Below are 22524 nucleotides of genomic sequence, written 5' to 3'. Positions count from 1 at the left end.
TCATTTCCCTCCTTTTCCATACGCTTCTTGCAGAATATAATAGGAATCTTTCAGTCTTTCATGGAAGGTCGGCTCTTCCCACTCTTTCCATGAATACCGGTAAAATGCCGCCGGATCCATGAAGCCGTCTTTCAATGCCGGATAAGCGTAGGATGCCTTCCCGTCTGTTTCATAAAGTCCGATACTGATGGAATCGAATTTTTCCTTGCCTTCAATTCCCGTCTTCCACATATCCCCCATGGCATCCTTGAGGCTCGGATCCTTGATGTTCAGGAGCTGCCACGGGATGCGGATTTCGGTCATATCGCCTTCAGGGGATACGCTGATATCCGTGAGGGAGTCATAGTCTTCATCCCCGGGGTTAGCCGTACCGAACTGCATCTTGCCCGTTTCATAGGATTCAAACGGCAGGGTCTTGCCCTGGATCGTCAGCTCCTTATTCAGGGTCAGGCGGATTGGATGATAGACGCCGTTATCCTTCTTCCCAGCATACGGCTCCTTGTCGATCATCTCGAGGAGGTTGCCGTAGTGATAGTAGTAGCTATCGTAATAGCTGTCGACGAGGAGTCGGGCGCTCTGATCCCCATTCATATGAAGGACGAAATCCACTCCTTTGGTCTTCACATCGTCGACCCCCGGGATGGTCGATTGACCTTGATCCGGGATCGTATCAAAGAGAAGATAAGAATCTTTATCTTTCACGGAATCCGTATCGACCCTCACGTATACATATCGTTCATCACTGGAAACGTAGAGGGCGTGGTCACCGTCCTCGAATGCAGGTTCAATGCCCTTGAACGCCCAGTCCTCTCTGCGTCCATCGACATGTAGGACGTCGGTTCGGTTCTTGCCGGGATCAAAGCTCAGGACGCCGAACTGCTGCTCATTGGTCTGGGCATTGGACCAGAACGGACGTCTGTCCGGATCATCGTAGTCCATCGTGTTCCATGTCCGTTTGAACCATTCATCCTGCCAGGTGAAGACCATTCCGCCGGCCAGGTTCTCCGCAATGATATCTTCAAAGAGCCTGCGGTCGATTTCACCCTGCTCTTTTTCAGAATGATGCCCTTGATCAAGTCCGTCGACATTCCGGTGGGTCAGGCCACGGGAGCCCGGCACACCAAATTCGGCAACGACGAGCGGCATGGTATGGTGCTTCTTCATATCATTCAGATAGCCTGCATAGTTGTTTTTCTCGCCGCGGTGATCGAGATAGTTGATGTACGCCGGCTCATAGTTGAGGAAGTCCGGGTAGTACGGATAAATATGATACGATGCGAACAAACCCGTATGCAGCTGATCCGTTGCTTTGATGACGTTCGGGTCCACCGATACCATGTCTTCCTTCTCAGAAGGTTCATACGGATGGTCGAGGAGATCCGTGGTCACCCAGTTGGTGAAGCTGACAGGGCGCTGCCACTTATAGGTGGAGGTCTCATACGATACGGCTTCATCCATCATGGTGGAGATCCATACCTCAAATGGCTGGGCCTTTTCCGTATAGAGATACTCACCCTTCAGATCCTTCATGCCCTTATGTTTTTCGTTCGTCGAGAGGACCACTTCCGGATCCCACTCGACCCCGAACACCCAGCCGAGGACGTAAGGCGAAATATCATATTTGTATTGACCAGAAGCATGGCCAGGACGATCGGGAATGTCTGCATTCCCGTGGATCAGATCGACCGTGCGTTTGATTTCATCCTGGAATTCTTCGGTGTTTTCCTTGGCGAAGGCATCCTTCGTCTTCAGGAAGATCTCTTCATTCACCCATACCCCGTGGAAGAGGTAGAGGGGTTTTTCAGCCATCTGATTGTATTCATAAAAGGCTTCATAGAACTCCGGAGGATGGATCGTATAGACCCGTAGGGAGTTGGCATTCATGGCTCCGATCTGCTTGAACCATCTCAGGTACTCTTCCTTGGTGATGGCCGTCTCGCCGGGGAAATGTCCGGGCTTGGCAATCCCCATGTTGACGCCCTTGATGGTCATATCCTTCCACTTGCCGTCCTGGTTGATCTGAACGTAGTCAGATCCCACCTTGCCCGCAAGCTTGATGCCGTCCACGACTTCCGTTTTCTGCGCTTTCGCCTTGGGCTCATCCTTCTGGCGATGGATCCTATCGAGGATTGTGTCCATCATCGGGGCATACGCCTTCCAGTAGAATGCCGTTTCTTCATCCGGTCCCGAGCGCCCCGTCCACTTCCGCCATGTCGGCAGTCCTGATGTCTGATACAGATTCGGTACGTCCGGCTGGTCGGCGAAATCACCGCTGAAGTAGTATGTTTCGAATTGACGGTTCTCTTGGTGGATCACAGCCGGGAAGCTTGTCGGCAGATTGATCCCCTTCAGCTTATCTTTTCCCTTGTCGGTAAGGGACATGGAATACTCGGCCAGCACCTCGTCCGGATTGATGGCTTCGACGATATCGAACCAGTAGGAATAGGCAACCGACATGTCTTCACCGAATTCCCCTTCCCCCTTTTTGGTGGTGGAGAAGATGGCTCCTTTATCGGTGATGTCGTCCCCGTTCAAGATCATCAGGCGATCCGACCGATCGACAAGGACGAAGCCACCGCCTTTGAACACATAGTCCTTCCCGTACTGCTCTTTATAGTTGCTGCGGACCCACTCGGGGACCTCTTCACTTGTCATGTCGGGGAAATAACGCCCGATCCACCCAGACCATTCAAGATTGAAGAGGGAGTAGAATTTACGCCTGGCCTTTTCATCTGTGGGATCGGCCATGGAGTTGAACTCGGCGATGATGGTCTTTCCTTCATTCAGGGCCATGGACTTCAGAGAGTCGATCTCTGCCTCCTCGAGCCCTCCATACACCTTGGAGGAGCGGGAACCGGATACATTTTCCCTATCCAGGTCTTCTTCATACACCCCGTATGTATCGGTGATGTAGACGGCATCATAGCCTTCAGCGGATTCCGGAACGGATGAACCCTTTTCTTCCTTAGGGTCATACCCGACATAGTCTTGATTTTCCTGATAAATACCTCCGTTGCTCTTCCTATATTTCTGCTGATTCAATAGCCACATCAGGCCTTTATGCTCTCGGTAGCTTTCATCGGGAACGGTCTTATCCACGATCATCAGATCAAGATCCTTCTTCCCCTTCAACTGCCACACCCAAAATGGGGAGGTCAGGAGCAGGACGATTCCTATGATGAAGATCAGGAAGCCATATCGTTTCAACTTGTTCATTTGGATACTCCTTTTCTCGCCATTTCACCCCAGCCCCGCTTCTTGCGGAGGAAGTCGATGATGCCTTCACAGCGCCACAGAACGGTCAATGGGCGATACCAGAGGGTCTCTGTTAGGGAATAGAAGAATAGTTTCGTAATGTCAGATGCCTTCGGATACTTCCGGATCGTCCATTCCTCCAGTAGCACAGCTGACATGGAAAGGATCGAACCGTAGAAGATCGATAATAAGAATAATAGGATGGCAAACTCCAGATACACGCCGCCGAACAGCAGCGAGACAATCATGATGAGATAGCCCGTGAGCTCCACGACCGGTCCGAGGAACTCGATGATGAGGAAATAGGGCATGGACACCATGCCGATGGAGCCGTATTTCGGATTGAACAGGAGCTTTTTGTGGATCCAAAGGCTCTCGAACAGTCCGCGGTGCCATCTGCTCCGCTGTCTCCGCAAGTATTTCATGGATTCCGGTGCTTCCGTCCAGCTGACGGGATCCGGGACGTAGACGATTTGTTTGTCTGCCTTCTCTTCTTTCACGAATCGATGGAGCCTCACGACGAGTTCCATGTCTTCCCCCACCGTATGGGCATAGCCCCCGGCCCGGATGACCCAGCTTTTTGAGAAGACGCCGAAGGCCCCGGATACGATGAGGAGGAGATTGTGCCGGCTGAGTCCGATTCGTCCCATCAGGAACGCCCTCAAATACTCGATTACCTGCATGACGACAAGCGGAGAACGGGATAACCCGATCTTCACGATCTCTCCGCTCTCGATGTCACATCCATTGGCGATCCGTATGCTTCCACCTGAGGCGATGACGTCTCCATCAGATTCAATGATGGGCTTCATGACCTTCAGGAAGGCAGAACGCTCTAAGACCGAATCCCCGTCGATGGAGCAGAAATACGGGAAGTTGGACACATTGATCCCTGCATTGAGGGCATCGGCCTTCCCTCCGTTTGCTTTATCGACGACAAGGAGGTTCTTATACAGCTTCGATTGATAGACCGCTTTGACGGGCTGGGTTTCGAGCTGCTGCCGGATGACCCACTTGATCTTCACCAGCTGGAACGTCTCGATGAGCTTCTCAAGGGAATCATCCGTCGACCCGTCGTTCACGATGATCACTTCGTATTCCGGATACTCAATGCTCAGGAGGGACCGGACCGTGGCCATGATCCCGACGGATTCATTATAGGCGGGCACCAGGATCGATACCGGCTTCGTCTGGGAAAGATGAAGGAGCTCTTCATACGGCTCCCAGTCGTCAAGCTGATACGATTTCCGCAGCTGGAACATGGAGATCACAAGCAGGATTGTATAAAAAGAGATGACGAGAATCATATAAATGAGAACGAACCACCCGATGCCGAGCAGGACGTTTCCCCATGCGTCTGAAATGTTCATGTGATCCTCCCCCTTTCCAACCATTGTTCCGCCATATCCCTGGCGTAAAGATCTTCTTCCGATACAGCAATCTCCCTCAGGACCTCCTGCCCGCGCTCAAGACGCATGATGGCCTGAGCCGCCTGCGACCGCACATAGAAGGACGGATCCCTCATCAAGCCAATGAGAAGGCCTGTCAATTCAGGATTCCGTACGTATTCACATACCTTGATGGCCATGAGGCGTTCCTGCCAAGACTCTGACTCCAGGTGTTCGGCAAGTAGGTCAGGCGGAGGATAATGCTCCATGGCCACGATTGCTTTCAAGGCACGGATCCGTATCTCGGAAGATGCCGATCCGAGCTTCTCCTCCAAAAATCCTGCATAACGTGGATTCTGCCTCATGCCGATGCTATCAATGAGGGAATGATGCATGACCTCCGGCAACTCCCCTGCCACCTCCATGAGTCCCTCAAAATCTTCATTTCCAAGGGCTTGGAACAGAAGGCTGTACTCAAATTCCGTGAATTCATGCTTCGGATGCATAAGGGCTTTCATCACATCGGATGATCCATTCTTGATGTAGATTTTGAGAATCTGGATTTCTTCCTGTTTGGTCAGTCTGCGTGATTGATAGACCCTGTCGAGTTCGACTGTCATGGTGCGCATCCCGAAGTCCTCGATCCAGTACAGACCATTCATCCGCATACTCCACCGCCGGTGACGGAGATGCTTCTTGATCTCCCCGTCAAAGTGGTCCTCTGCGAAAAGGCGGATCCTCATGAGGATATCTTCGCTTGAGAATGTTTGGGAGAAACCAGCCATCAGCTCGATCAATGCCCTGATTTGAAGGGGATCCCTTCCCACTTCAACTTCCTCCGCTCCTTCCCTGAGGAAATGGAAAAGAGGAAGCTGGAGTTCCTCTTTATATGCCTCTATATTTTCACGCTTCTTCGTTTCTCTTATTTTTTTCATGACGAGATAAAGAAAGATCGAGAATAAGATGATCAGGAAAATCCCGAGCATCACGACAAAAAACAACAGCTCATCTTTGAACAATGGCCTTACCTCATTCTTTTCAGTATTTGATTCAAACGCGCCTCGAGCTCAAGAAGCTTGAAGGGCTTGGTGATGTAATCATCGGCTCCAAGCTGCAGGGATCTCGAGATGTCACGTTCGCTTCTTCTCGATGTCAGCATGATTACTTTGTAGCGATCGGAATCCTGACGGCGTCGCAGGTGTTCCAGTACCTCCAGGCCATCCATCTTCGGCATCACCCCATCTAGGACGACGAGGGTCTGTTCACTGCCATGCCATTCATCATAGAGGAAGGATTCGCCGTTATCGAATGTGTTGACGTCGTAACGCACCCCCGCCTGTTGCGGAAGCTTCTCCACGATGTCACTCATCACCGTCCGGATGATGGGGTCATCATCCACGATGGCCACCTTGATGATCTTCTCGTGGGAAGGGTCGAGCTTCAAGACCTCGGATTTAACCCGGTTCCGCCCCCCTTCCTTCGCTTCATACAGAGCCGTATCAGCGAGACCAAGCCAGTGTTCGAACGGTTGGCCGGGATCGGTGATCTCGGCCACTCCCGCTGAAAACGTACAGCTGAACGCCTCTCCGGCAAAGAAAGTATGAAGGCTGAAATCTTCACGGAGGACATTCAATTTGGCCACCGCTTCATGAAGGGAAGCTCCGTGAAACAGGATGACGAACTCTTCTCCACCGTAACGGAAGATGATGTCCTGTGCCCCCACCTTTTGTTTAAGGTAGCCGGCAAACTCCCTAAGCACTTGATCTCCGATTAGATGGCCATATGTATCATTCACCTTCTTGAAGTGATCGATATCGAGGATCGCCACGCATAGCTGACGATCCCCTTGATCCTTCAGTCTGGAATACGCTTGTTGAAGATACTTCCGGTTATACACATGGGTGAGCTCGTCAATGAGGACGAGGGCTTCGAGGTGTTTCTTCCGTTGAAGCTGACGGTCGACCCTGACAAGGAATTCATCCATATCCACAGGCTTTGCCATGAAGTCATCGGCCCCCACCCTATAAGCCTTGACCCGTACATCCTTGCTTCTATCGGCACTCATCATCACAGCAGGAACATAGTGGCTTTTCAGATTCTGCTTGAAGGAATCAAGCTCTTCATCATCCGCCATATCCACATTGAGGATCGCGCAGTCGGGGCGGACATCATAGTAGAGACCAATCGCCTTTTCCGTACTGACGACAGGCACCACATGCCATCCCTCTGCTTCTCCTTTTTCTTTTGCCTCCATCAAAAACTGGGTATCCGTATCCATGATGAGGACAACCGGCCCCTCTCCCCTACGCTCGTACTTCCCGGAGAAATCGGGGATCTCTCCTTCTACATGAAGATAGCAGGCTTCGATGATGTCAAAGAGTTCATCCCGTATTTCGGACATACTCCAGATACGTGAATCCTTCTCCTTGAGCCCATCCATGATGATACGTGCCTTCTTACCGATTGCATCCAAGCCCAAAACAGAGGCAGACCCCGCCAGTGAATGGATGAAACGATAGACCTCTTCATGCGGAATCTTCTCTACCGCTTCCCATTCCGACAGCTTCTTGCGAATATTTTCAAAGAAATGCTTTGTATACTTATCCATATACCCGTCTTCCTTTTCTCATTGATCGGCTGATCTTTCAGCCGTAGACCGTCAACATAGCTAACTAATTATACTCCTGCCAAATCATCTTATCTAGATACTTTATTAAGCATTTTTTCTTCATATGTAAGAAAAAACCTCTCACTCCCCAATGTACCAAATTCCGTAATCCTCTTCCATGAAAGAATGGCTGAAACAGGGTAAAATGAGACATTTTTAAGGGGTCTCCTCTTCTTTTAGAAAAATAAGGATGTTTGACCCATTAAAAAATCGGCGCCCTATGGTACGGACGCCGATTTTCATTACCCCTCGGTCGAAACAAATTCTTCAAGTGCTTTCACTGCCTCATCCTCATCGCTTCCATCCGCAATCAGGTTGACGGAAACGCCGGTGCCGACAGCCAGGCTCATGAGTCCCATGATGCTTTTGGCATTCACTTTCTTCCCATCCTTCTCAAGAAAAATATCGGATGAGAAGCGATTTGCCTCCTGAACGAATAGTGCAGCGGGCCTTGCTTGAAGACCGGTTTTCAATTTCACTTCTATGCGTTTTTCTACCATTGGACACTCTCTCCCCTTTGTCGTCGATTACGAATGGATTTTCTCGCCCGCCCTGATTTTTTCAGCAAGCTGATCGATTTTGCGCAAGCGATGGTTGATTCCTGATTTACTGATTGTCCCTCCGGATACCATTTCACCTAGTTCCTTCAGGGTCACATCCTGATACGTCACGCGCAGCTCGGCAATTTCCCGGAGCTTATCCGGGAGCACCTGGAGCCCCACGTGCTTCTCGATGAACTTGATGTTCTCGACCTGTCTCAATGCTGCACCGATGGTCTTATTCAGATTGGCGGTTTCACAGTTTACAAGCCGGTTGACCGAATTCCTCATATCCCTGACGATCCGGACATCCTCGAATCTCATGAGGGCATTATGGGCCCCGATGACATTCAGGAACTCCGTGATCTTCTCTGCTTCCTTCAGATAGGTGATGAAGCCCTTCTTGCGCTCAAGGGTCTTGCTGTTGAGCCCGAATGAGTTCATCACCTCTGACAACGCTTCGTTGTGTTCTGCGTAAAGAGAGAAGATTTCTAGATGGTAGGACGAGGTTTCCGGATTGTTCACGGATCCCCCTGCAAGGAAGGCCCCGCGCAGATAAGAACGCTTACAGCACTTCTTCTTGATCAGGTCTTCGGATATATTATGGATGAAGGTGAAGCCCTCACCGAGTATCTTCAAATCCTCCAGGATCATCTTCGAGTCTTCCTTGATCCGGACGATGTAGACGTTATTCTTCTTCAGCCTCATTTTCTTCCGGACAAGGAGTTCCACGGGGGTGTCGTATCCCTTTTTGATCAATGTGTAGATCCTTCTGGCGATGGCAGCATTCTCGGTCTGGATGTTCACCACAAGCTGCTGATTGGAAAAGGACAGTGATCCGTTCATCCGGATCAGTGCTGAAAGCTCGGCATTCGCACAGCAATCCTTCACCTCGATATTGGTAAGTTCCTTTTTCGTTTCTGACGCAAACGACATCCCCATCACCTCCTAGCAAACAACATTATTTCTCCAGTGACTCCTTCAGATATGAAAAGATCATATCGGCCACCTTCTCTGTATTATGACGCACAAGCTGGTTTTCGTAGGATAGAATATCCTCCGCCACCACTTCGAGCCCCATGGACGACAGCTTCTCCACATCGTAATGGACAGGCTTTGCCTGCTCTTCACGGTAGAGGGCCTTCACTCCTTCCGGCACCTGCTTCTTATTCACAAGCACGCAGTCGATGCACGGCACTTCCATATGATCAAAGATCGCCTTCACATGGTCACTCGCGGAGTAATCAAGCGTTTCTCCCGCCTGGGTCATGATATTGCATATATAAAGCTTCTTCGCTTCTGACCGGCAGATCGCTTCACCGATACCCGGTACAAGAAGATTCGGCAATATACTAGTATATAGACTTCCCGGTCCCATCACAATCAAATCGGCTTCGTCGATGGCGCGGACTGTTTCACGCAGCGGTTTCACCGAATCCGCGTCGATGAAGACGCGCTTGATCCGTTTCCCCGCTTCAGGGATACTTGATTCTCCCGTCACGATGGAACCGTCCTCCATCTCGGCTTTTAGCACCACGCTCTGATTTGCAGAAGGAAGGACTTTCCCGTTCACATTCAGGACGCGGCTCATCTCCTGGATCGCGTGGACAAAGTCCCCCGTGATCGACGTCATGGCAGCAATGATCAGATTGCCTAGTGCATGACCGGACAGCTCATTTTCCGTCTCGAATCGATGCTGAAACATCTGTTCAATCAATGGCTCTACTTCAGACAGGGCCGCGAGTACGTTCCGGACGTCTCCAGGCGGAGGGATGTCCAGGCTGTCACGCAGCCGGCCGGAGCTCCCGCCATCATCTGCGACGGTCACAATGGCCGAAATATCGATCGGGTGCCGCTTCAATCCCCGGAGGAGGACAGGAAGTCCTGTCCCTCCACCGATTACGACAACCTTAGGCTGATAGGTCATGTTGTTATGCCCTTTCTCTTCTGGATGTCCCGGTGGGAAATGATGGTCTCATAATCCACTTCAAAATGATGACCGATATACTCCGCCAGGGCGACGGAACGATGCTGACCGCCCGTGCAGCCGATGGCGATCACAAGCTGGCTCTTCCCTTCCCGCTTATACTGAGGAAGCATGAAGGAAAGGAGATCCGTCACCTTCTCGATGAACTTCGACGTCTCATTCCACTTCAGAACGTAAGTCGATACATCCTCATCGAGGCCCGTCCGTGGACGCATGGACTCGATGTAATGGGGATTCGGCAGGAAGCGCACATCGAACACCAAATCGGCATCGATCGGAATGCCGTGCTTGAATCCGAATGAGACGACATTCACAGTGAAGATACTCTGTTTATTCACGGAGAACTCCGTCAAAATCTTCTCGCGGAGCTCACGCGGCTTCATATCCGACGTCATATAAATCATCTGGGCGCGACCTTTCAATTCCTCCAACAGCTCCCGCTCCTGCTTGATTCCCTCAAGTGGAAGACCTGCAGGTGCCAGCGGATGGGTACGGCGCGTTTCTTTGTAGCGGCGGACAAGGGCCGCATCATCGGCATCCAGATATAGGATCTGAGGCGTCACCCAAGACGTTTCCGCCAGTTCATCCAGTGATTTAAAGAGGTGGTCGAAGAACTCCCTTCCCCTGAGGTCCATGACGACCGCGACTTTATTCATCTTATTACCCGACTCTTTCATCAGTTCCAGGAACTTCGGAAGCAGGGTCGGCGGCAGGTTGTCTACGCAGAAGAATCCCAGATCTTCAAAGCTCTGCATGGCGACCGTCTTGCCGGCACCCGACATCCCGGTGATGATGACTAATTGTACTTCATTTACTGAACCCGTACTCATGCTCTTCCCCCCTGTAAGATTTCTATCTATCTGCTTTCGTGTAAACCCTATTCAGCTCGGATCCAATCGGTAGGACAAAAGCTTGAAATCTGGTGTATAGGTGAAGGTTCCATAAATGGTCTTCTTTCCGTGCAGGAGGTAATCGAGGATATGGAAATCCCCTTCTGCCATCGGAAGCTCCCGGATCTCTTCGATATTATGCCACTTGATCGTTCCTTCCTCCGACTCCTGGAAGTTCACGCCATCGGCTTCCGTTGCGAAGAACGAGAACATCATCCACTCCTGGACAATCTGATCTCCGTCTTTGATGATGAAGGTGAAAACCCCCTTCAAATCAGGATTCTTCAAGTAGATCCCCGTCTCTTCCCGATATTCGCGGATGACGGCGTCACGGATCGATTCACCGGACTCCATCTTGCCGCCGGGCGCGACCCACCAGTTCCTTCTCGGTTTCTGAAGAAGGAGAACCTTGTCTCCATCCTGATATAAACAATTCGTAACTCTCTGCACTCCATTCACCTCAATCCGACTATGGGGATGTACAGCTCCCCCATTCTTTATCATTCTTTTCATTATACTATGAACGCATACAAGCTACAATGTCTGCGGTGGCGGGACAATGTCGATAAACATCGAATAATTTGTCCAAATCCCGTTGCCCGCAGACCAATACAGGCCATCCAGCTTCACTGTTACAGTTTTGTGGCAAAAAAAAGAGACACAGGCGAGTCCTGTGTCTTAAAAGGGATTTATTACTTAAAAGGGGGTCAATTTCTTATTTTCTATATTACCCGATAAATATTGCACCTGTGTTACAGCAGATTTAAAACGGTATTACGGAATTGTTAACCTTTGTCGAATCCTTGCTGACCCTTGTCGAAATGCGCATCAAAAGGTATAAGAGTCCATAATTTGATCCGCGATCAGGTCGTATCCCTTCCCGTTCGGATGAAGGGAATCAGAGAAATATTCTCCCTTCGATTTTCCTTTGAACAGGGGATTGGACGAAACGTATTTCACATTTTCTTTCTTCTTCACTTCCTTGATGATCGTCTCATTCCAATCATCCACATAGGCTTCGATCTTGTCGCTGTCCCGGTCCGGATACGGATTATACAGCCCGATCACGAGAATCGGAGCATCTTCATTCATCGTGTGAAGGGTATCAATGATTTCGTCAAGATTGTCCAGGTACTCTTCCTTCGCCGCCATGATTTTATCATGGTGAAGGGGCTTGAAGTCTCCGCCATTGCTTTTGATGAGATCATTCGTCCCGATATTGATGATGAACAGATCCGCATCGGGCAGATCCTTCGTCACGTCCGGCTTCATGAGCTGCTTCTGAAGCTGGTTTGACTTTTGACCAGGGATGCCCAGGTTTTCGAATGAGTAGGTTTCATCCGTCTTTTCTTTGTTCACCTTGTCCTCCAGGCGACCGATGTAACCTGAGTTCTCCTTGTCCCCTTTTCCGTATACGAGGGAGTCTCCGAGGGCGACCACATATTTTTTGTCTGCGGCTTCTTTTTTATCTGTGAAGAATAAATAATATGCTCCGGCCAGGAGGACCACAACCACCAGCACTCCGACCATTTTCCACACTTTCATCTTACCCCGACCTTCCGTTTAAACTTGGATGTATGTGTGGTTATTTTCCCTGAAAATGCGGTTATAATCCTGTTTATTTTTGGATGGGTGGATTTTGTGAGGGAAGTCCTATTTTTGAATGGGGGGTCCCGTTGTGATGGGGGCGTTTCGTTTCGCTGCGGCCGGCCGCTTTCCATGGGGCGTGCGGTGAGCCGCTTCGGCAAGCCTGCAGGGTCTCACCCTGCCCGCTTTTCCCATAGGAGTCGGCCGGCCTCCGCTTCACTTCACTTTGTGCGTGGTAGGAATCTGTGCTGGATTTTACAGGGTGGGGTCATCATTTTCTTTGTATATTGGGATGCGGTTTGGCGTTGGGGACCGTTTCGCTTCGCTTCGGTCTAGAAGGTATGCGCAGATGAGGGTATATCCCATGATTGATCTTCAGACCTTTATTGCAGAAGCACTTACATGGTTTTCATGCGATTTCACACAAATAGGAAGGGGAATGGAAGAATCCCGAGAATTACTTCTGTAATGACATATTTCCGGAGGGGTTTATGACTGTAGATATAACTGGACATAGGGTGAATATTGAAGGCGTCGAACTATATTATGAATACACAAGGAGCTTTAGTGACCGTTTAACGATTGTCTTCGAGTCAGGTTATGGGTGGGACTTGACTAACTGGGATCCGATTAGAAATGATGTTTCAACGTTTGCGAATGTATTCTTGTATGATCGGGATGGCATCGGCAGGAGCGGAAGAAGCAATAAACCGAAACATAGTATTCAAATCATTAAAAACTTGAGAAACCTACTCATAAAAGCTGAGGTGAAACCCCCGTACCTTCTTGTTGGGCATTCTTTCGGAGGGGTGAATGTGAGGTTATTTGCCAACCTGTATCCTGAAGAAGTGGCTGGTGTTATGTTGTTGGATGCTGTTCATGAAGAACAAAACAAAAAGATGGTACCACTATTCGCTCAGAACGTACAAAGAGAATATTATGGGCAGTTCACAGTAGAAGCTTCTTTAGAAGAGTTTGAAGAAAGTTTGGAGCAAGTAAAAGGAATAAATCTAGGAAAAACCCCTCTACTTGTTATTACAGGTGGTTCACAGCCCCATCACACAACCCATTCTATGGATCAGTGGATGACATTCCAGAAGGAACTCGCTGCCCTCTCCACCAGAAGTAATCATCTTCTACTTCACGACGCTGGACATGCCGTCCACATCGACGAGCCCCACTTAGTCATTCATGCTATTGAAGAAATGGTACCCAAGCTATAAACTCCTTTATCATTTTACTCACGTTAAACAATGTAAAAAAATGGACAATATTTCGAGATGGAAAGCAGGGGAATGAGAAGGGAAGGCAGAATGAAATATTGTACATATAAACCAATACAAGGAGATGAATACATGAGTACATCGTTTATTGAACAAGTGCATTATAACCGAATCCCCGTAAAAGACCTGGAGCTGTCCGCGCATTGGTACAGGGATATCCTGGGGCTTCAATTGCTGTCCCATAACGAGGAGCTTGCGATATTGAAGATCAATGAAGGTCCCTCCCTCCTCATCCTCGTTCCTACGCGGGATGAAACATATGCTCATTTCACCATCGATCAGGAACAAGCGTTCAGCATCGCATTCACCTCCCCGGACATACCCGGATTTCATCAGCACCTAACGGATCACCAAGTCAAAGTCGATAACATCCAACACGATGAAGGCCACGCCTACTTCCACTTTCACGACCCCGACGGAAACAAATTTCAAGTTCATTGGTGAGGATGTTCCCATCACATGTTCTCAAATAGACTAAGGTGAAGAGCGTTTATCATATAGGACTGCAATGAAGAAGAGGTCCTCTATTTTTTCGAGAATCTGGAACAAGTGAACCATAGAGCAACAAGTGCGAAAATCAAAGCAGTCTCCTATCACCTAACCATGCAACAGCAAGTGACCCCACAGGACATCAAATGACCAGAACAGCACAATCACCATCAATCATCGAAGAGTACAGTGCAGCGGAGGACGGCCGACTCCCACGGGAATAGAGGCAAGGTTGAGACCCTGGAGGCGTCAGCCGAAGCGGCTCAACTGCCTCCCCGCAGGAAAGCGGCCGGCCGCAGCGAAACGGAACGGTCCCTTACAATCACACACCAATCCAAACACTCTCCCTCACGCCACTATCATGAACAAAATAAAAACCGGACTCTCCGCGGAAAGAGTCCGATTTTCATTTGATCCCCTATTTCTTTTGTACTCCGAACCGTGCATTCAATTGACCCCTAATCATTTTCTGCTTCGCTTCGTTTTTCTCTTTTTTAGACAGCTCGTGTTTGATTTCCTTGGTCGTGACGCCTTCCTCCCGCTGGTCGGCAATATCCATCAATCGCTCCACATCACGGAACGAATACTTTCGGTACCCCCGATTGGACCGCTCAGGGAAAATCAGATTCTTCTCTTCATAATACCGGATTTTTCTCTCTGTCAAACCGGTGAGCTCACTGACGACCCCAATGGAAATCACTTTTTTATCCTTATAGGAAGGCTCCTTCTCCACACTCACTCATCCTCCTGAAAAGGGAATACCTTGATTATACATGAAACATCCTGAATTTGGATTGTTATGTGAGGAAACCTGACAAGAAAAATAGAATTTAGGTAGAAAAGCTTACATAAAGGATGAAATCGCCTGTAGAATCTCTTACACTTTTCTCAATCAGGTAGAAAGGGAGTGGAGTTGTTGCCTTTTTTGCGCGAAGCCGTTGAGAAACAGAAGGAGCAGTTCATCTGTCGACTGGTGAAGGAAGGGGTATACGAGCGGAAGGAAGATGCGGAATCGTTGACCTTGACCGAGCTTGCCCTGCTTTTGGAGAACCATTTGAGAAAGAAATAAAAAAAGCCCTGCGGACTTTGGGTCTGCAGGGCTTTCACCGTATTATACAGGCTTAACCTTTTCTTTCAGTTCTTCTACATAGTGCTGGACGGCTTGAGCCGCGATGCTTCCATCACCGGTTGCGGTAACGATCTGACGAAGCTGTTTCTCACGTACGTCACCAGCCGCGAAGATGCCGGGCACTTTCGTTTCCATTTGTTCGTTCGTTTCGATGTAGCCTTCTGCATTTGTGATGCCGAGGCTTTCGAATGGTTTTGTCAGAGGAAGCATACCGATGTAGATGAACACACCGTCTGCTTTAAATTCTGTTTCTTCTCCGCTTTCAGTGGACACGAGTGTCACACTTCCGACTTTCCCGTTGCCTTCGTTGATTTCTTTGATGGTATGGTTCCAGATGAAATCAACTTTTTCGTTATCGAATGCGCGCTGTTGAAGGATCTTCTGGGCGCGCAGCTCATCGCGACGGTGAACGATGGTCACTTTGTTCGCGAAACGGGTGAGGTATACCCCTTCTTCTACGGCAGAGTCTCCTCCTCCGATGACAACGAGGTCTTTGTTTTTGAAGAAGGCACCATCACATACGGCACAGTACGAAACACCGCGTCCGCCGAGTTCTTTTTCACCAGGGACACCGATTTTTTTGTATTCGGCACCTGTTGTGATGATCACGGCACGTGCTTTGAATTCCTTTGAACCGGTTTTGATGATCTTGTACTCTTCCCCGTCGATGATTTCCTTGATGTCGCCGTATGCGTATTCCGCTCCGAATTTCTTCGCGTGGTCGAACATCTTGTTGGAAAGGTCAGGACCGAGGATCGTATCGAATCCAGGGTAGTTTTCGACCTCTTCCGTGTTGGCCATCTGCCCGCCTGGAACTCCCCTTTCAAGCATGAGGGTGGAAAGGTTCGCACGGGATGTATATACTGCAGCCGTCATGCCTGCAGGTCCTGCTCCGGCAATGATGACATCATAAATTTGCTCTTCTGACATAGCTGATTCTCCTTCCGAACAGAGTTCTTATTTAAATACTATGGAGGGTGGACCGTTTGGTTTCCTCCTTAGTATGAACTTCCTACGTCTATCCTATAAAATTAGGAAAGAACCGTCCAAATATATGCTCAGGAGAGGTAATCCTCAACGGTAGCGATATATTTTGTCAATGTGGACGGGGAAATCCCGTATCGTCCGCTGACTTCCTTCTTTGTCTTCGCTTCGCTTCTGAGGCGATACCACGTGTACTCCAACGCAGCCGCGAAGGCCTTTGTATTCTTAAAGTCTTCTCCTTCTTTTAAGCCCCTATACGCAACGGTGAACCATGTAAGGTACAGGCCGGACGTGACACTTGAAATCGGATGGTGGTTCTTATACAAGTGAAGGGCGGTCGCATGGATGGACTCAAGCATCTCATTCACCTGCACCGACTTCCCTCCCCGGCCATTCAGGATCTGGGCAAGGTAAAGCTTCTCCACAATGGACAAATCATCGATTTCACAAAAATCGGCATGGGAAAGAATCGCTTCCTGATAATCAGACACAGACAGCAGGAATAGCCCGAATAGGCGCTCTTCAGCATCTTCGCTTTTGAGCTTTTTCAGGATCGATGAGATATGATTCTCAAATCCTTCGCCTTTCGGTTTCCCGCTCCATGGTTCCTGTCCTTCTTTTTCCGGGGCCAGGTCGAGCACCTTCTTCCATGCCTTCTGGGCCGTATCGTGCCTTCCGGTTTCAAACGCTGAATGTGAAAGCCAGTAAAAGAAGCTTGCATCTCCTTCAAAGCCCGTCTTTTGCAGTGACTTCAGCCATTCATAGCCTTTCTCCGCATGACCGATGAGGGCAAAGGTCGCGCCGAGCTTATAGCGATGCTCAAAGTTGATCGGACGCACTTTTTCCAGGCCGAGAATGAGCTCATCCAACTCATCGAATCTCCGCTGATAAAAGTAGAAGACGGCGGTATTGCACAAGGCGTGCAGATTCCCCGGGTTCTTCTCCAACACTTCTTCCAGAGTGGAAGCGGCCTGTTCCACTTCACCAAGGTAAAAGTACGCGAGGGCCAGATTGTTATAAGCAGACCAGAATTCGGGATACTCCTTGATCACACCTTGAAGGGTATCGGCCGCCTTCTGGAAGTTGCCTGCCTCCAGCTGCGTTTTCGCTTTTTCCTGCTTGGCGATCAGGTCATCATGTTCGTACAGCTCATCGGTGATCAGGTCGGAATCCAATTCGAGGAGCTCGAGGAGGTCTTCGGCGTCTTCGGCAAATTCACCGAAGCGGTCCTTTTCAAGGTAGGCGGACACCTGTTCATATGCTTCCTTGAACAAACCGAGATGCGCATAGTTGTTTGCAAGGAAATAATGGCACTCGCTCATGCGCGGATCAAGATCCTTCAGGATTTCATGCAGCAGCTCATTGGCTTTTTTAAAATCACCGAGTTCTGTCAGGACAATGGAAAGCTGACATGCGATCATCGGCTCCAATGGTTCCAGTTGTAATGCTCTATTTAAATATTTTAATGATTTTTTCAGTTCACGATGGTGGTATGCTTTCATCCCTTTCGTGAAGTAATACTCACCTGTTGGGACGAAGGACAGCACCTTTGCTTGCTCACTGACTGTTTTTGACCCTTTTTTCATCAAAATCCTCCGAAACGTTCGTAATGTAACTACCGTAGTATAACATACAACGCACCGCTACTGAACTACCATATTTTAAGGGGCGGCCACCGCAGGATATGCAGGGACCGCCCCTTGAGGGATTACTTATTATGACGCTCGAGCAGCACGTTGAATACGTCATCCAATGGAAGTTTTTGCTCCCTCAGGAGGACCAGGACGTGGTAGAAGAGATCGGCGGTTTCCCACTTCAGCTCTTCCGGGTCGCGGTTCTTCGCCGCGATGATGACTTCTGATGCTTCCTCTCCGACTTTCTTGAGGATCTTATCGACTCCTTTTTCAAAAAGGTAGGTCGTGTAGGCCCCTTCCGGACGCTCTGTGTCGCGGTCGGCGATGAGCGTTTCCAGCGTCTTCAGGATTTCTGCCCCGGTCGAAGCCTTCTCCCCGTGTACGGTTTCACTGAAGCAGCTTTCTGCACCGGTGTGGCACGCCGGTCCTGCCTTCTCGACCATCACGAGGAGGGCATCCTTATCGCAGTCCCACGTGATGTTCCGTACCTTCTGGGTGTTCCCGCTCGTTTCCCCTTTATGCCAAAGTTCCTGACGGGACCGTGAATAGAACCAGGTCTCTCCGGTCTCCACCGTCTTCTTCAATGATGTTTCATTCATATAAGCCAGGGTCAGTACTTCCTTCGTCCCTGCATCCTGAATGATGGCAGGTACGAGTCCCGCCTCATCATAGACGACATCTCCAAGCCATTCTGTCATCGTACATGCACCTCCTGCGTTCGTAAGTATCGTTTGACTTCTTCTATGCTTGTTTCTTTATAGTGGAAAATCGATGCAGCAAGGGCGGCATCGGCCCGTCCTTCAGTGAAGGCTTCCTTGAAGTGCCCGGCATTGCCTGCCCCACCGGATGCGATGACCGGGATCGAGACGGCTTCACTCACCGCCTTTGTCAGTTCAAGATGGAAGCCGTTTTTCTCCCCGTCGCTGTCCATGCTGGTAAGGAGGATCTCACCGGCCCCAAGGGATTCTGCTGTCTTTGCCCACTCGATGGCATCGAGGTCGGTCAGCTTTCTGCCGCCGTGGGTGTAGACGCCGAATGTCCCGTTCTCTACATCCTTCTTCGCATCGATGGCGACGACGATGCACTGGGAACCGAAATAATCTGCGCCTTCCTTGATCAAATCCGGTCTCAGCACCGCCGCCGTGTTAAGGGAAACTTTATCGGCACCGGCACGGAGGATCCGCTTCATGTCATCGACGGAATTGATCCCGCCGCCGACGGTGAACGGGATTGCAAGCTCTGCTGCTACCTGCCGCACCACTTCGACCATCGTTTCGCGCCCTTCATGGGACGCGGAGATATCAAGGAATACAAGCTCGTCTGCTCCCTGCTCATCATAGGCCTTTGCCAGCTCCACCGGGTCGCCTGCGTCACGCAGTTCGATGAACTGGATGCCTTTGACGACGCGTCCTTCCTTTACATCGAGGCAGGGGATGATTCGTTTCGTCAGCATGATGTCACCTCTTTGATGGCTTCAGCCACGGTGAATTTCTCCGTGTAGAGGGATTTGCCGCAGATGGCTCCACCCACGCCGCTTTCCTTCAGCGTCTTCAGGTCCTGAAGGGAGCTTACCCCACCTGAAGCAATGACGGAGGCGCCGGTCGCCTTTGCCAGTTCCCGGTTCGCCTCGACGTTGGGTCCGGACAGCATCCCGTCTGTTGCGATATCCGTGAAGATGAATGTCTTCGCCCCTGCATCGGCAAGGTCCTTCCCGAGGTCAATGGCGGTAAGCTCCGACGTCTCAAGCCAGCCATGGGTGGCCACATAGCCATCCTTCGCATCAAGCCCGATGACGATCCGGTCTCCCCCGTAGCGCTTGATCCAGGTTTTCACGAGTTCCGTTTGGGATACAGCGATGCTTCCAAGGATGACCCGGTCGACCCCTGCATCAAGGTAATAGTCAATATCGTTTTCGGTACGGATCCCTCCACCGATCTGCACCTTGGCACCGAGGTTTTTGGCGACGTTCAGGACATGCTCCCCGTTGACCCGGGAGCCTGCTTTCGCCCCGTCCAGATCCACCATATGAATCCAGGACGCCCCTTGGTCCACGAAGCCTGCCGCCATGTCGAACGGAGAGTCTCCGTAGATGGTTTCCTGATTATAATCCCCTTGGATCAGTCTGACACATTTGCCTCCGCGCATATCAATGGCGGGATAGATGGTAAAACTCATGCTCTAACCTCCACACGTGTTGTGAAATTCTTGAGAAGTTCCATGCCCAATTCTCCGCTTTTCTCAGGGTGGAACTGCATGCCGTATACATTGTCACGGCTCACGACAGCCGGGATCCGCACGCCGGCGTAGTCGGCGGACGCGACAGTCACATCTGGCTCTCCCTCGTGAACGTAGTAGGAGTGGACAAAATAAACGTACCCTTCTTCCAATCCTTCGGTCAGGATGGACGGCTTGGCGTAGTTGAGGTGATTCCAACCCATATGGGGCACTTTATACGTGTTCCCGTCCTGATCTTCCTTGGGGATGCGGACGACCGTTCCCGGCAGGAGCCCAAGTCCCTTTGTACGGCCGTTTTCTTCACTATCATCAAACAGGAGCTGCATGCCGAGGCAGATGCCAAGGAGCGGCTTTCCTGTGTGTACAAAGGCCGTGATCGTTTCCTTCAGATGAGTGGACTCCAACAGGGCCATGGCATCCTTGAACGCCCCAACACCAGGGAGGATGATCCCGTCCGCCTTCAAGAGTTCTTCTTGATCATCGCTGATCACATACGGGACACCGAGTCTTTCCAGTGCTTTGCTCACACTGAATAAATTCCCCATGCCATAATCGACGATTCCGATCATGATTACAGCATCCCCTTCGTCGACGGGATCCCTTTCACGCGGGGATCGATCGTCGTTGCTTCATCAAGGGCGCGCCCGAGAGCCTTGAAGATCGCCTCGATGATGTGGTGGGTATTGTGGCCGTAATGAACGATGACGTGAAGATTCATCCGCGCTTCCAGGGCGAGCTTCCAGAGGAATTCGTGGACAAGCTCCGTATCGAATGTCCCCACTTTCTGACTCGGTAGCTCGGCACGGAATTCCAGATGCGGACGATTGCTCAAGTCCACCACGACTTGGGCCAAGGCCTCATCCATCGGAACAAGGGCAGAACCGTATCGCTTGATCCCCCGTTTGTCACCCAGGGCTTCCATCAGTGCCTGTCCAAGACAGATGCCGATATCCTCCGTTGTATGGTGATCATCCACTTCGATATCCCCATTCGCTTCGATGACCGTATCGAACTGGCCATGCTTGGTAAAGAGGTCGAGCATATGGGTCATGAACGGCACCCCGGTCTCGATCTTCGAGTTCCCTTCCCCGTCAACTCCAAAAGACAGGCTGATATTGGTTTCATTCGTCTTACGTGTGATGGTCGCATTTCTCGTCATGGTCTGCACTCCTTTTACTTTTCACCCTTGAATCTGATCTCTACCGCTCTGGCATGGGCTTCGAGCCCTTCGAGTCTGGCAAGCTTTGCAATCTTGTCTCCATGTTCCTTCAGGGCTGCTTCACTATATGAAATGATGCTTGTCTTCTTCATGAATTCATCTACATTCAACGGACTTGAGAATCGTGCCGTTCCGTTGGTGGGCAAGACGTGATTCGGGCCGGCAAAATAATCGCCCACAGGCTCTGAACTGAACCTTCCGAGGAAGACCGCACCCGCATGGCGGATCGTGGCCATCGTCTCGAACGGCTTGGCCGTCAGGATTTCAAGATGCTCCGGCGCAAGATCATTCACGACCTCTACGCCTTCCTCCATGGAATCAACGACATAGATGGTGCCGTACTCTTCAATGGACCTTCTGGCAATCGCTTCTCGCGGAAGGCTTGAAAGTTGCTCCTCCACCTCACGGGAAACTTTTTCTGCAACCTCCCTCGAATCGGTCACAAGGACCGCTGATGCCAGGACGTCATGCTCAGCCTGTGAAAGCAGGTCTGCCGCGATTTCATCGGCATGCGCATGCTCATCGGCAAGGATGACGATTTCACTCGGTCCGGCGATCATATCGATATCCACATCGCCGAATACTTCCCGCTTGGCTAGGGCCACGTAGATATTTCCCGGTCCGGTGATCTTATCGACGGATGCGATTGATTCGGTTCCATAGGCAAGGGCCGCAACCCCCTGGGCGCCTCCGACCTTATAGATTTCCTTCACGCCGGCGATCTCCGCTGCCACGAGGACACCCGCCGGGACCTTCCCGTCCTTGCCCGGTGGAGAAACCATGACGATCCGCTCCACTCCCGCGACTTTTGCAGGAAGGACATTCATCAGGACCGAAGACGGATAGGCGGCGGTTCCGCCCGGCACATACACCCCGACAGAGTCGAGTGGGGTCATCTTCTGACCGAGCATGGTGCCGTCCGCTTTTGTTTCAAACCAAGAAGGGCGCTTCTGCTTTTCATGAAAGTCCCGGATGTTGCATGCCGCCTCCTCGATGATCGTAATCAACTCGGGATCAAGGCTCGAGAAGGCGTCCTCGATTTCTTCATTAGAAACAGCCAGGCTTTCGAGGTCCACTCCGTCAAATTTACCGGTGAGGCGGAAGAGGGCATCATCGCCAGCTTCCTTCACCTCTGCAATGATCGCCTGTACGGCTCTTCTCTGTTCTTCGGTTCCACTGTCCACGGAACGCTTGATGGACGCTCCTTTAATGTTATCGACGATTTCCACTGAGGTTC

Annotated in this window: 22 protein-coding genes; 3 read left to right on the top strand and 19 right to left on the bottom strand. The window is 50.5% G+C overall.

Annotation, left to right across the window (positions count from 1 at the left end; genetic code table 11):
* The 10 genes from ACNA6I_RS17465 to ACNA6I_RS17420 form a co-directional block, all read right to left on the bottom strand.
* Entirely contained in the window at positions 1 to 3216 is a 3216-nt protein-coding gene (locus ACNA6I_RS17465; protein ID WP_416313859.1) for a hypothetical protein, read from the bottom strand.
* Positions 3213 to 4625, bottom strand: a complete 1413-nt coding sequence (locus ACNA6I_RS17460; protein ID WP_048006715.1) for a glycosyltransferase family 2 protein — start codon at positions 4623 to 4625, stop codon at positions 3213 to 3215. The genes ACNA6I_RS17465 and ACNA6I_RS17460 overlap by 4 nt, the downstream gene beginning before the upstream one ends.
* Entirely contained in the window at positions 4622 to 5662 is a 1041-nt protein-coding gene (locus ACNA6I_RS17455; protein ID WP_416313858.1) for a HEAT repeat domain-containing protein, read from the bottom strand. The genes ACNA6I_RS17460 and ACNA6I_RS17455 overlap by 4 nt, the downstream gene beginning before the upstream one ends.
* 5 nt (positions 5663 to 5667) lie before the next feature.
* Positions 5668 to 7251, bottom strand: a complete 1584-nt coding sequence (locus ACNA6I_RS17450; protein ID WP_416313857.1) for a diguanylate cyclase — start codon at positions 7249 to 7251, stop codon at positions 5668 to 5670.
* A 302-nt stretch (positions 7252 to 7553) separates the two neighbouring features.
* A complete protein-coding gene (locus tag ACNA6I_RS17445) occupies positions 7554 to 7811 on the bottom strand; it encodes an HPr family phosphocarrier protein (protein ID WP_048006712.1) in 258 nt (85 codons plus the stop codon).
* A gap of 27 nt (positions 7812 to 7838) precedes the next feature.
* On the bottom strand, positions 7839 to 8786 hold the full coding sequence (gene whiA, locus ACNA6I_RS17440) for a DNA-binding protein WhiA (protein WP_048006711.1): 948 nt from the start codon (positions 8784 to 8786) through the stop codon (positions 7839 to 7841).
* A 25-nt stretch (positions 8787 to 8811) separates the two neighbouring features.
* Positions 8812 to 9777 carry a gluconeogenesis factor YvcK family protein gene (locus tag ACNA6I_RS17435; RefSeq protein WP_416313856.1) on the bottom strand — a complete coding sequence of 322 codons (966 nt, stop codon included), beginning with the start codon at positions 9775 to 9777 and terminating at the stop codon, positions 8812 to 8814.
* Positions 9774 to 10667, bottom strand: a complete 894-nt coding sequence (gene rapZ / locus ACNA6I_RS17430; RefSeq protein ID WP_048013414.1) for an RNase adapter RapZ — start codon at positions 10665 to 10667, stop codon at positions 9774 to 9776. The genes ACNA6I_RS17435 and rapZ overlap by 4 nt, the downstream gene beginning before the upstream one ends.
* Before the next feature lie 51 nt (positions 10668 to 10718).
* Complete coding sequence (locus tag ACNA6I_RS17425; protein WP_048013415.1) at positions 10719 to 11177, bottom strand: 8-oxo-dGTP diphosphatase; 459 nt, start codon at positions 11175 to 11177, stop codon at positions 10719 to 10721.
* Positions 11178 to 11555: 378 nt separating this feature from the next.
* The gene (locus tag ACNA6I_RS17420; protein WP_416313855.1) at positions 11556 to 12272 is read right to left on the bottom strand and encodes a GDSL-type esterase/lipase family protein; all 717 of its coding nucleotides are present in this window, start codon (positions 12270 to 12272) and stop codon (positions 11556 to 11558) included.
* Between the two features lie 533 nt (positions 12273 to 12805).
* Between ACNA6I_RS17420 and ACNA6I_RS17415 the strand changes: the two genes are divergently transcribed.
* Together ACNA6I_RS17415 and ACNA6I_RS17410 are read left to right on the top strand one after the other, a co-directional pair.
* A complete protein-coding gene (locus ACNA6I_RS17415) occupies positions 12806 to 13537 on the top strand; it encodes an alpha/beta fold hydrolase (protein ID WP_416313854.1) in 732 nt (243 codons plus the stop codon).
* 132 nt (positions 13538 to 13669) lie between these two features.
* The gene (locus tag ACNA6I_RS17410; protein WP_048016200.1) at positions 13670 to 14041 is read left to right on the top strand and encodes a VOC family protein; all 372 of its coding nucleotides are present in this window, start codon (positions 13670 to 13672) and stop codon (positions 14039 to 14041) included.
* Between the two features lie 463 nt (positions 14042 to 14504).
* Here ACNA6I_RS17410 and ACNA6I_RS17405 read toward each other — a convergent pair whose 3' ends face one another.
* Positions 14505 to 14819, bottom strand: coding sequence for a MerR family transcriptional regulator (locus ACNA6I_RS17405; RefSeq protein WP_048006705.1), 315 nt, complete (start codon positions 14817 to 14819; stop codon positions 14505 to 14507).
* Between the two features lie 183 nt (positions 14820 to 15002).
* Between ACNA6I_RS17405 and ACNA6I_RS17400 the strand changes: the two genes are divergently transcribed.
* Complete coding sequence (locus tag ACNA6I_RS17400; RefSeq protein ID WP_156183431.1) at positions 15003 to 15155, top strand: hypothetical protein; 153 nt, start codon at positions 15003 to 15005, stop codon at positions 15153 to 15155.
* 42 nt (positions 15156 to 15197) lie between these two features.
* On the opposite strand, the gene trxB is transcribed toward ACNA6I_RS17400, so the two are convergent.
* The 8 genes from trxB to hisD all read right to left on the bottom strand — a co-directional run bounded on the left by trxB (position 15198) and on the right by hisD (position 22516).
* Positions 15198 to 16145: a thioredoxin-disulfide reductase gene (trxB, locus tag ACNA6I_RS17395; protein WP_048013419.1), complete on the bottom strand. Its 948-nt coding sequence runs from the start codon at positions 16143 to 16145 to the stop codon at positions 15198 to 15200.
* Positions 16146 to 16273: 128 nt separating this feature from the next.
* Complete coding sequence (locus ACNA6I_RS17390; RefSeq protein WP_416313853.1) at positions 16274 to 17785, bottom strand: tetratricopeptide repeat protein; 1512 nt, start codon at positions 17783 to 17785, stop codon at positions 16274 to 16276.
* Positions 17786 to 17907: 122 nt separating this feature from the next.
* Entirely contained in the window at positions 17908 to 18531 is a 624-nt protein-coding gene (gene hisIE / locus ACNA6I_RS17385) for a bifunctional phosphoribosyl-AMP cyclohydrolase/phosphoribosyl-ATP diphosphatase HisIE (protein ID WP_416313852.1), read from the bottom strand.
* On the bottom strand, positions 18528 to 19286 hold the full coding sequence (hisF, locus tag ACNA6I_RS17380; RefSeq protein WP_048006701.1) for an imidazole glycerol phosphate synthase subunit HisF: 759 nt from the start codon (positions 19284 to 19286) through the stop codon (positions 18528 to 18530). The genes hisIE and hisF overlap by 4 nt, the downstream gene beginning before the upstream one ends.
* A complete protein-coding gene (gene hisA / locus ACNA6I_RS17375) occupies positions 19280 to 20008 on the bottom strand; it encodes a 1-(5-phosphoribosyl)-5-[(5-phosphoribosylamino)methylideneamino]imidazole-4-carboxamide isomerase (protein ID WP_416313851.1) in 729 nt (242 codons plus the stop codon). Before hisA ends, hisF begins: the two co-directional genes overlap by 7 nt.
* Positions 20005 to 20637 carry an imidazole glycerol phosphate synthase subunit HisH gene (gene hisH / locus ACNA6I_RS17370; RefSeq protein ID WP_063190649.1) on the bottom strand — a complete coding sequence of 211 codons (633 nt, stop codon included), beginning with the start codon at positions 20635 to 20637 and terminating at the stop codon, positions 20005 to 20007. Before hisH ends, hisA begins: the two co-directional genes overlap by 4 nt.
* 2 nt (positions 20638 to 20639) lie before the next feature.
* Positions 20640 to 21227 carry an imidazoleglycerol-phosphate dehydratase HisB gene (hisB, locus tag ACNA6I_RS17365; protein ID WP_159130041.1) on the bottom strand — a complete coding sequence of 196 codons (588 nt, stop codon included), beginning with the start codon at positions 21225 to 21227 and terminating at the stop codon, positions 20640 to 20642.
* Positions 21228 to 21241: 14 nt separating this feature from the next.
* Positions 21242 to 22516 (bottom strand): histidinol dehydrogenase, encoded by a 1275-nt coding sequence (gene hisD / locus ACNA6I_RS17360; RefSeq protein ID WP_416313850.1) that lies wholly within the window; start codon positions 22514 to 22516, stop codon positions 21242 to 21244.
* Positions 22517 to 22524 lie beyond the last annotated feature (8 nt).

The sequence above is a fragment of the Rossellomorea sp. FS2 genome, assembly GCF_047915635.1.
Lineage (GTDB): Bacteria > Bacillota > Bacilli > Bacillales > Bacillaceae_B > Rossellomorea > Rossellomorea marisflavi_A.
This window is presented reverse-complemented; position numbering and strand designations above follow the sequence as displayed.

Coding starts and splice junctions, on each gene's coding strand:
- ACNA6I_RS17420 (WP_416313855.1), bottom strand. CDS start 12,272: ATGAAAGTGTGGAAAATGGTCGGAGTGCTGGTGGTTGTGGTCCTCCTG.
- ACNA6I_RS17435 (WP_416313856.1), bottom strand. CDS start 9,777: ATGACCTATCAGCCTAAGGTTGTCGTAATCGGTGGAGGGACAGGACTT.
- hisIE (WP_416313852.1), bottom strand. CDS start 18,531: ATGACAGAATGGCTTGGAGATGTCGTCTATGATGAGGCGGGACTCGTA.
- rapZ (WP_048013414.1), bottom strand. CDS start 10,667: ATGAGTACGGGTTCAGTAAATGAAGTACAATTAGTCATCATCACCGGG.
- ACNA6I_RS17460 (WP_048006715.1), bottom strand. CDS start 4,625: ATGAACATTTCAGACGCATGGGGAAACGTCCTGCTCGGCATCGGGTGG.
- hisA (WP_416313851.1), bottom strand. CDS start 20,008: ATGAGTTTTACCATCTATCCCGCCATTGATATGCGCGGAGGCAAATGT.
- trxB (WP_048013419.1), bottom strand. CDS start 16,145: ATGTCAGAAGAGCAAATTTATGATGTCATCATTGCCGGAGCAGGACCT.
- ACNA6I_RS17445 (WP_048006712.1), bottom strand. CDS start 7,811: ATGGTAGAAAAACGCATAGAAGTGAAATTGAAAACCGGTCTTCAAGCA.
- hisF (WP_048006701.1), bottom strand. CDS start 19,286: ATGCTGACGAAACGAATCATCCCCTGCCTCGATGTAAAGGAAGGACGC.
- ACNA6I_RS17415 (WP_416313854.1), top strand. CDS start 12,806: ATGACTGTAGATATAACTGGACATAGGGTGAATATTGAAGGCGTCGAA.
- ACNA6I_RS17410 (WP_048016200.1), top strand. CDS start 13,670: ATGAGTACATCGTTTATTGAACAAGTGCATTATAACCGAATCCCCGTA.
- ACNA6I_RS17465 (WP_416313859.1), bottom strand. CDS start 3,216: ATGAACAAGTTGAAACGATATGGCTTCCTGATCTTCATCATAGGAATC.
- ACNA6I_RS17450 (WP_416313857.1), bottom strand. CDS start 7,251: ATGGATAAGTATACAAAGCATTTCTTTGAAAATATTCGCAAGAAGCTG.
- ACNA6I_RS17390 (WP_416313853.1), bottom strand. CDS start 17,785: ATGAAAAAAGGGTCAAAAACAGTCAGTGAGCAAGCAAAGGTGCTGTCC.
- hisB (WP_159130041.1), bottom strand. CDS start 21,227: ATGACGAGAAATGCGACCATCACACGTAAGACGAATGAAACCAATATC.
- hisH (WP_063190649.1), bottom strand. CDS start 20,637: ATGATCGGAATCGTCGATTATGGCATGGGGAATTTATTCAGTGTGAGC.
- whiA (WP_048006711.1), bottom strand. CDS start 8,786: ATGTCGTTTGCGTCAGAAACGAAAAAGGAACTTACCAATATCGAGGTG.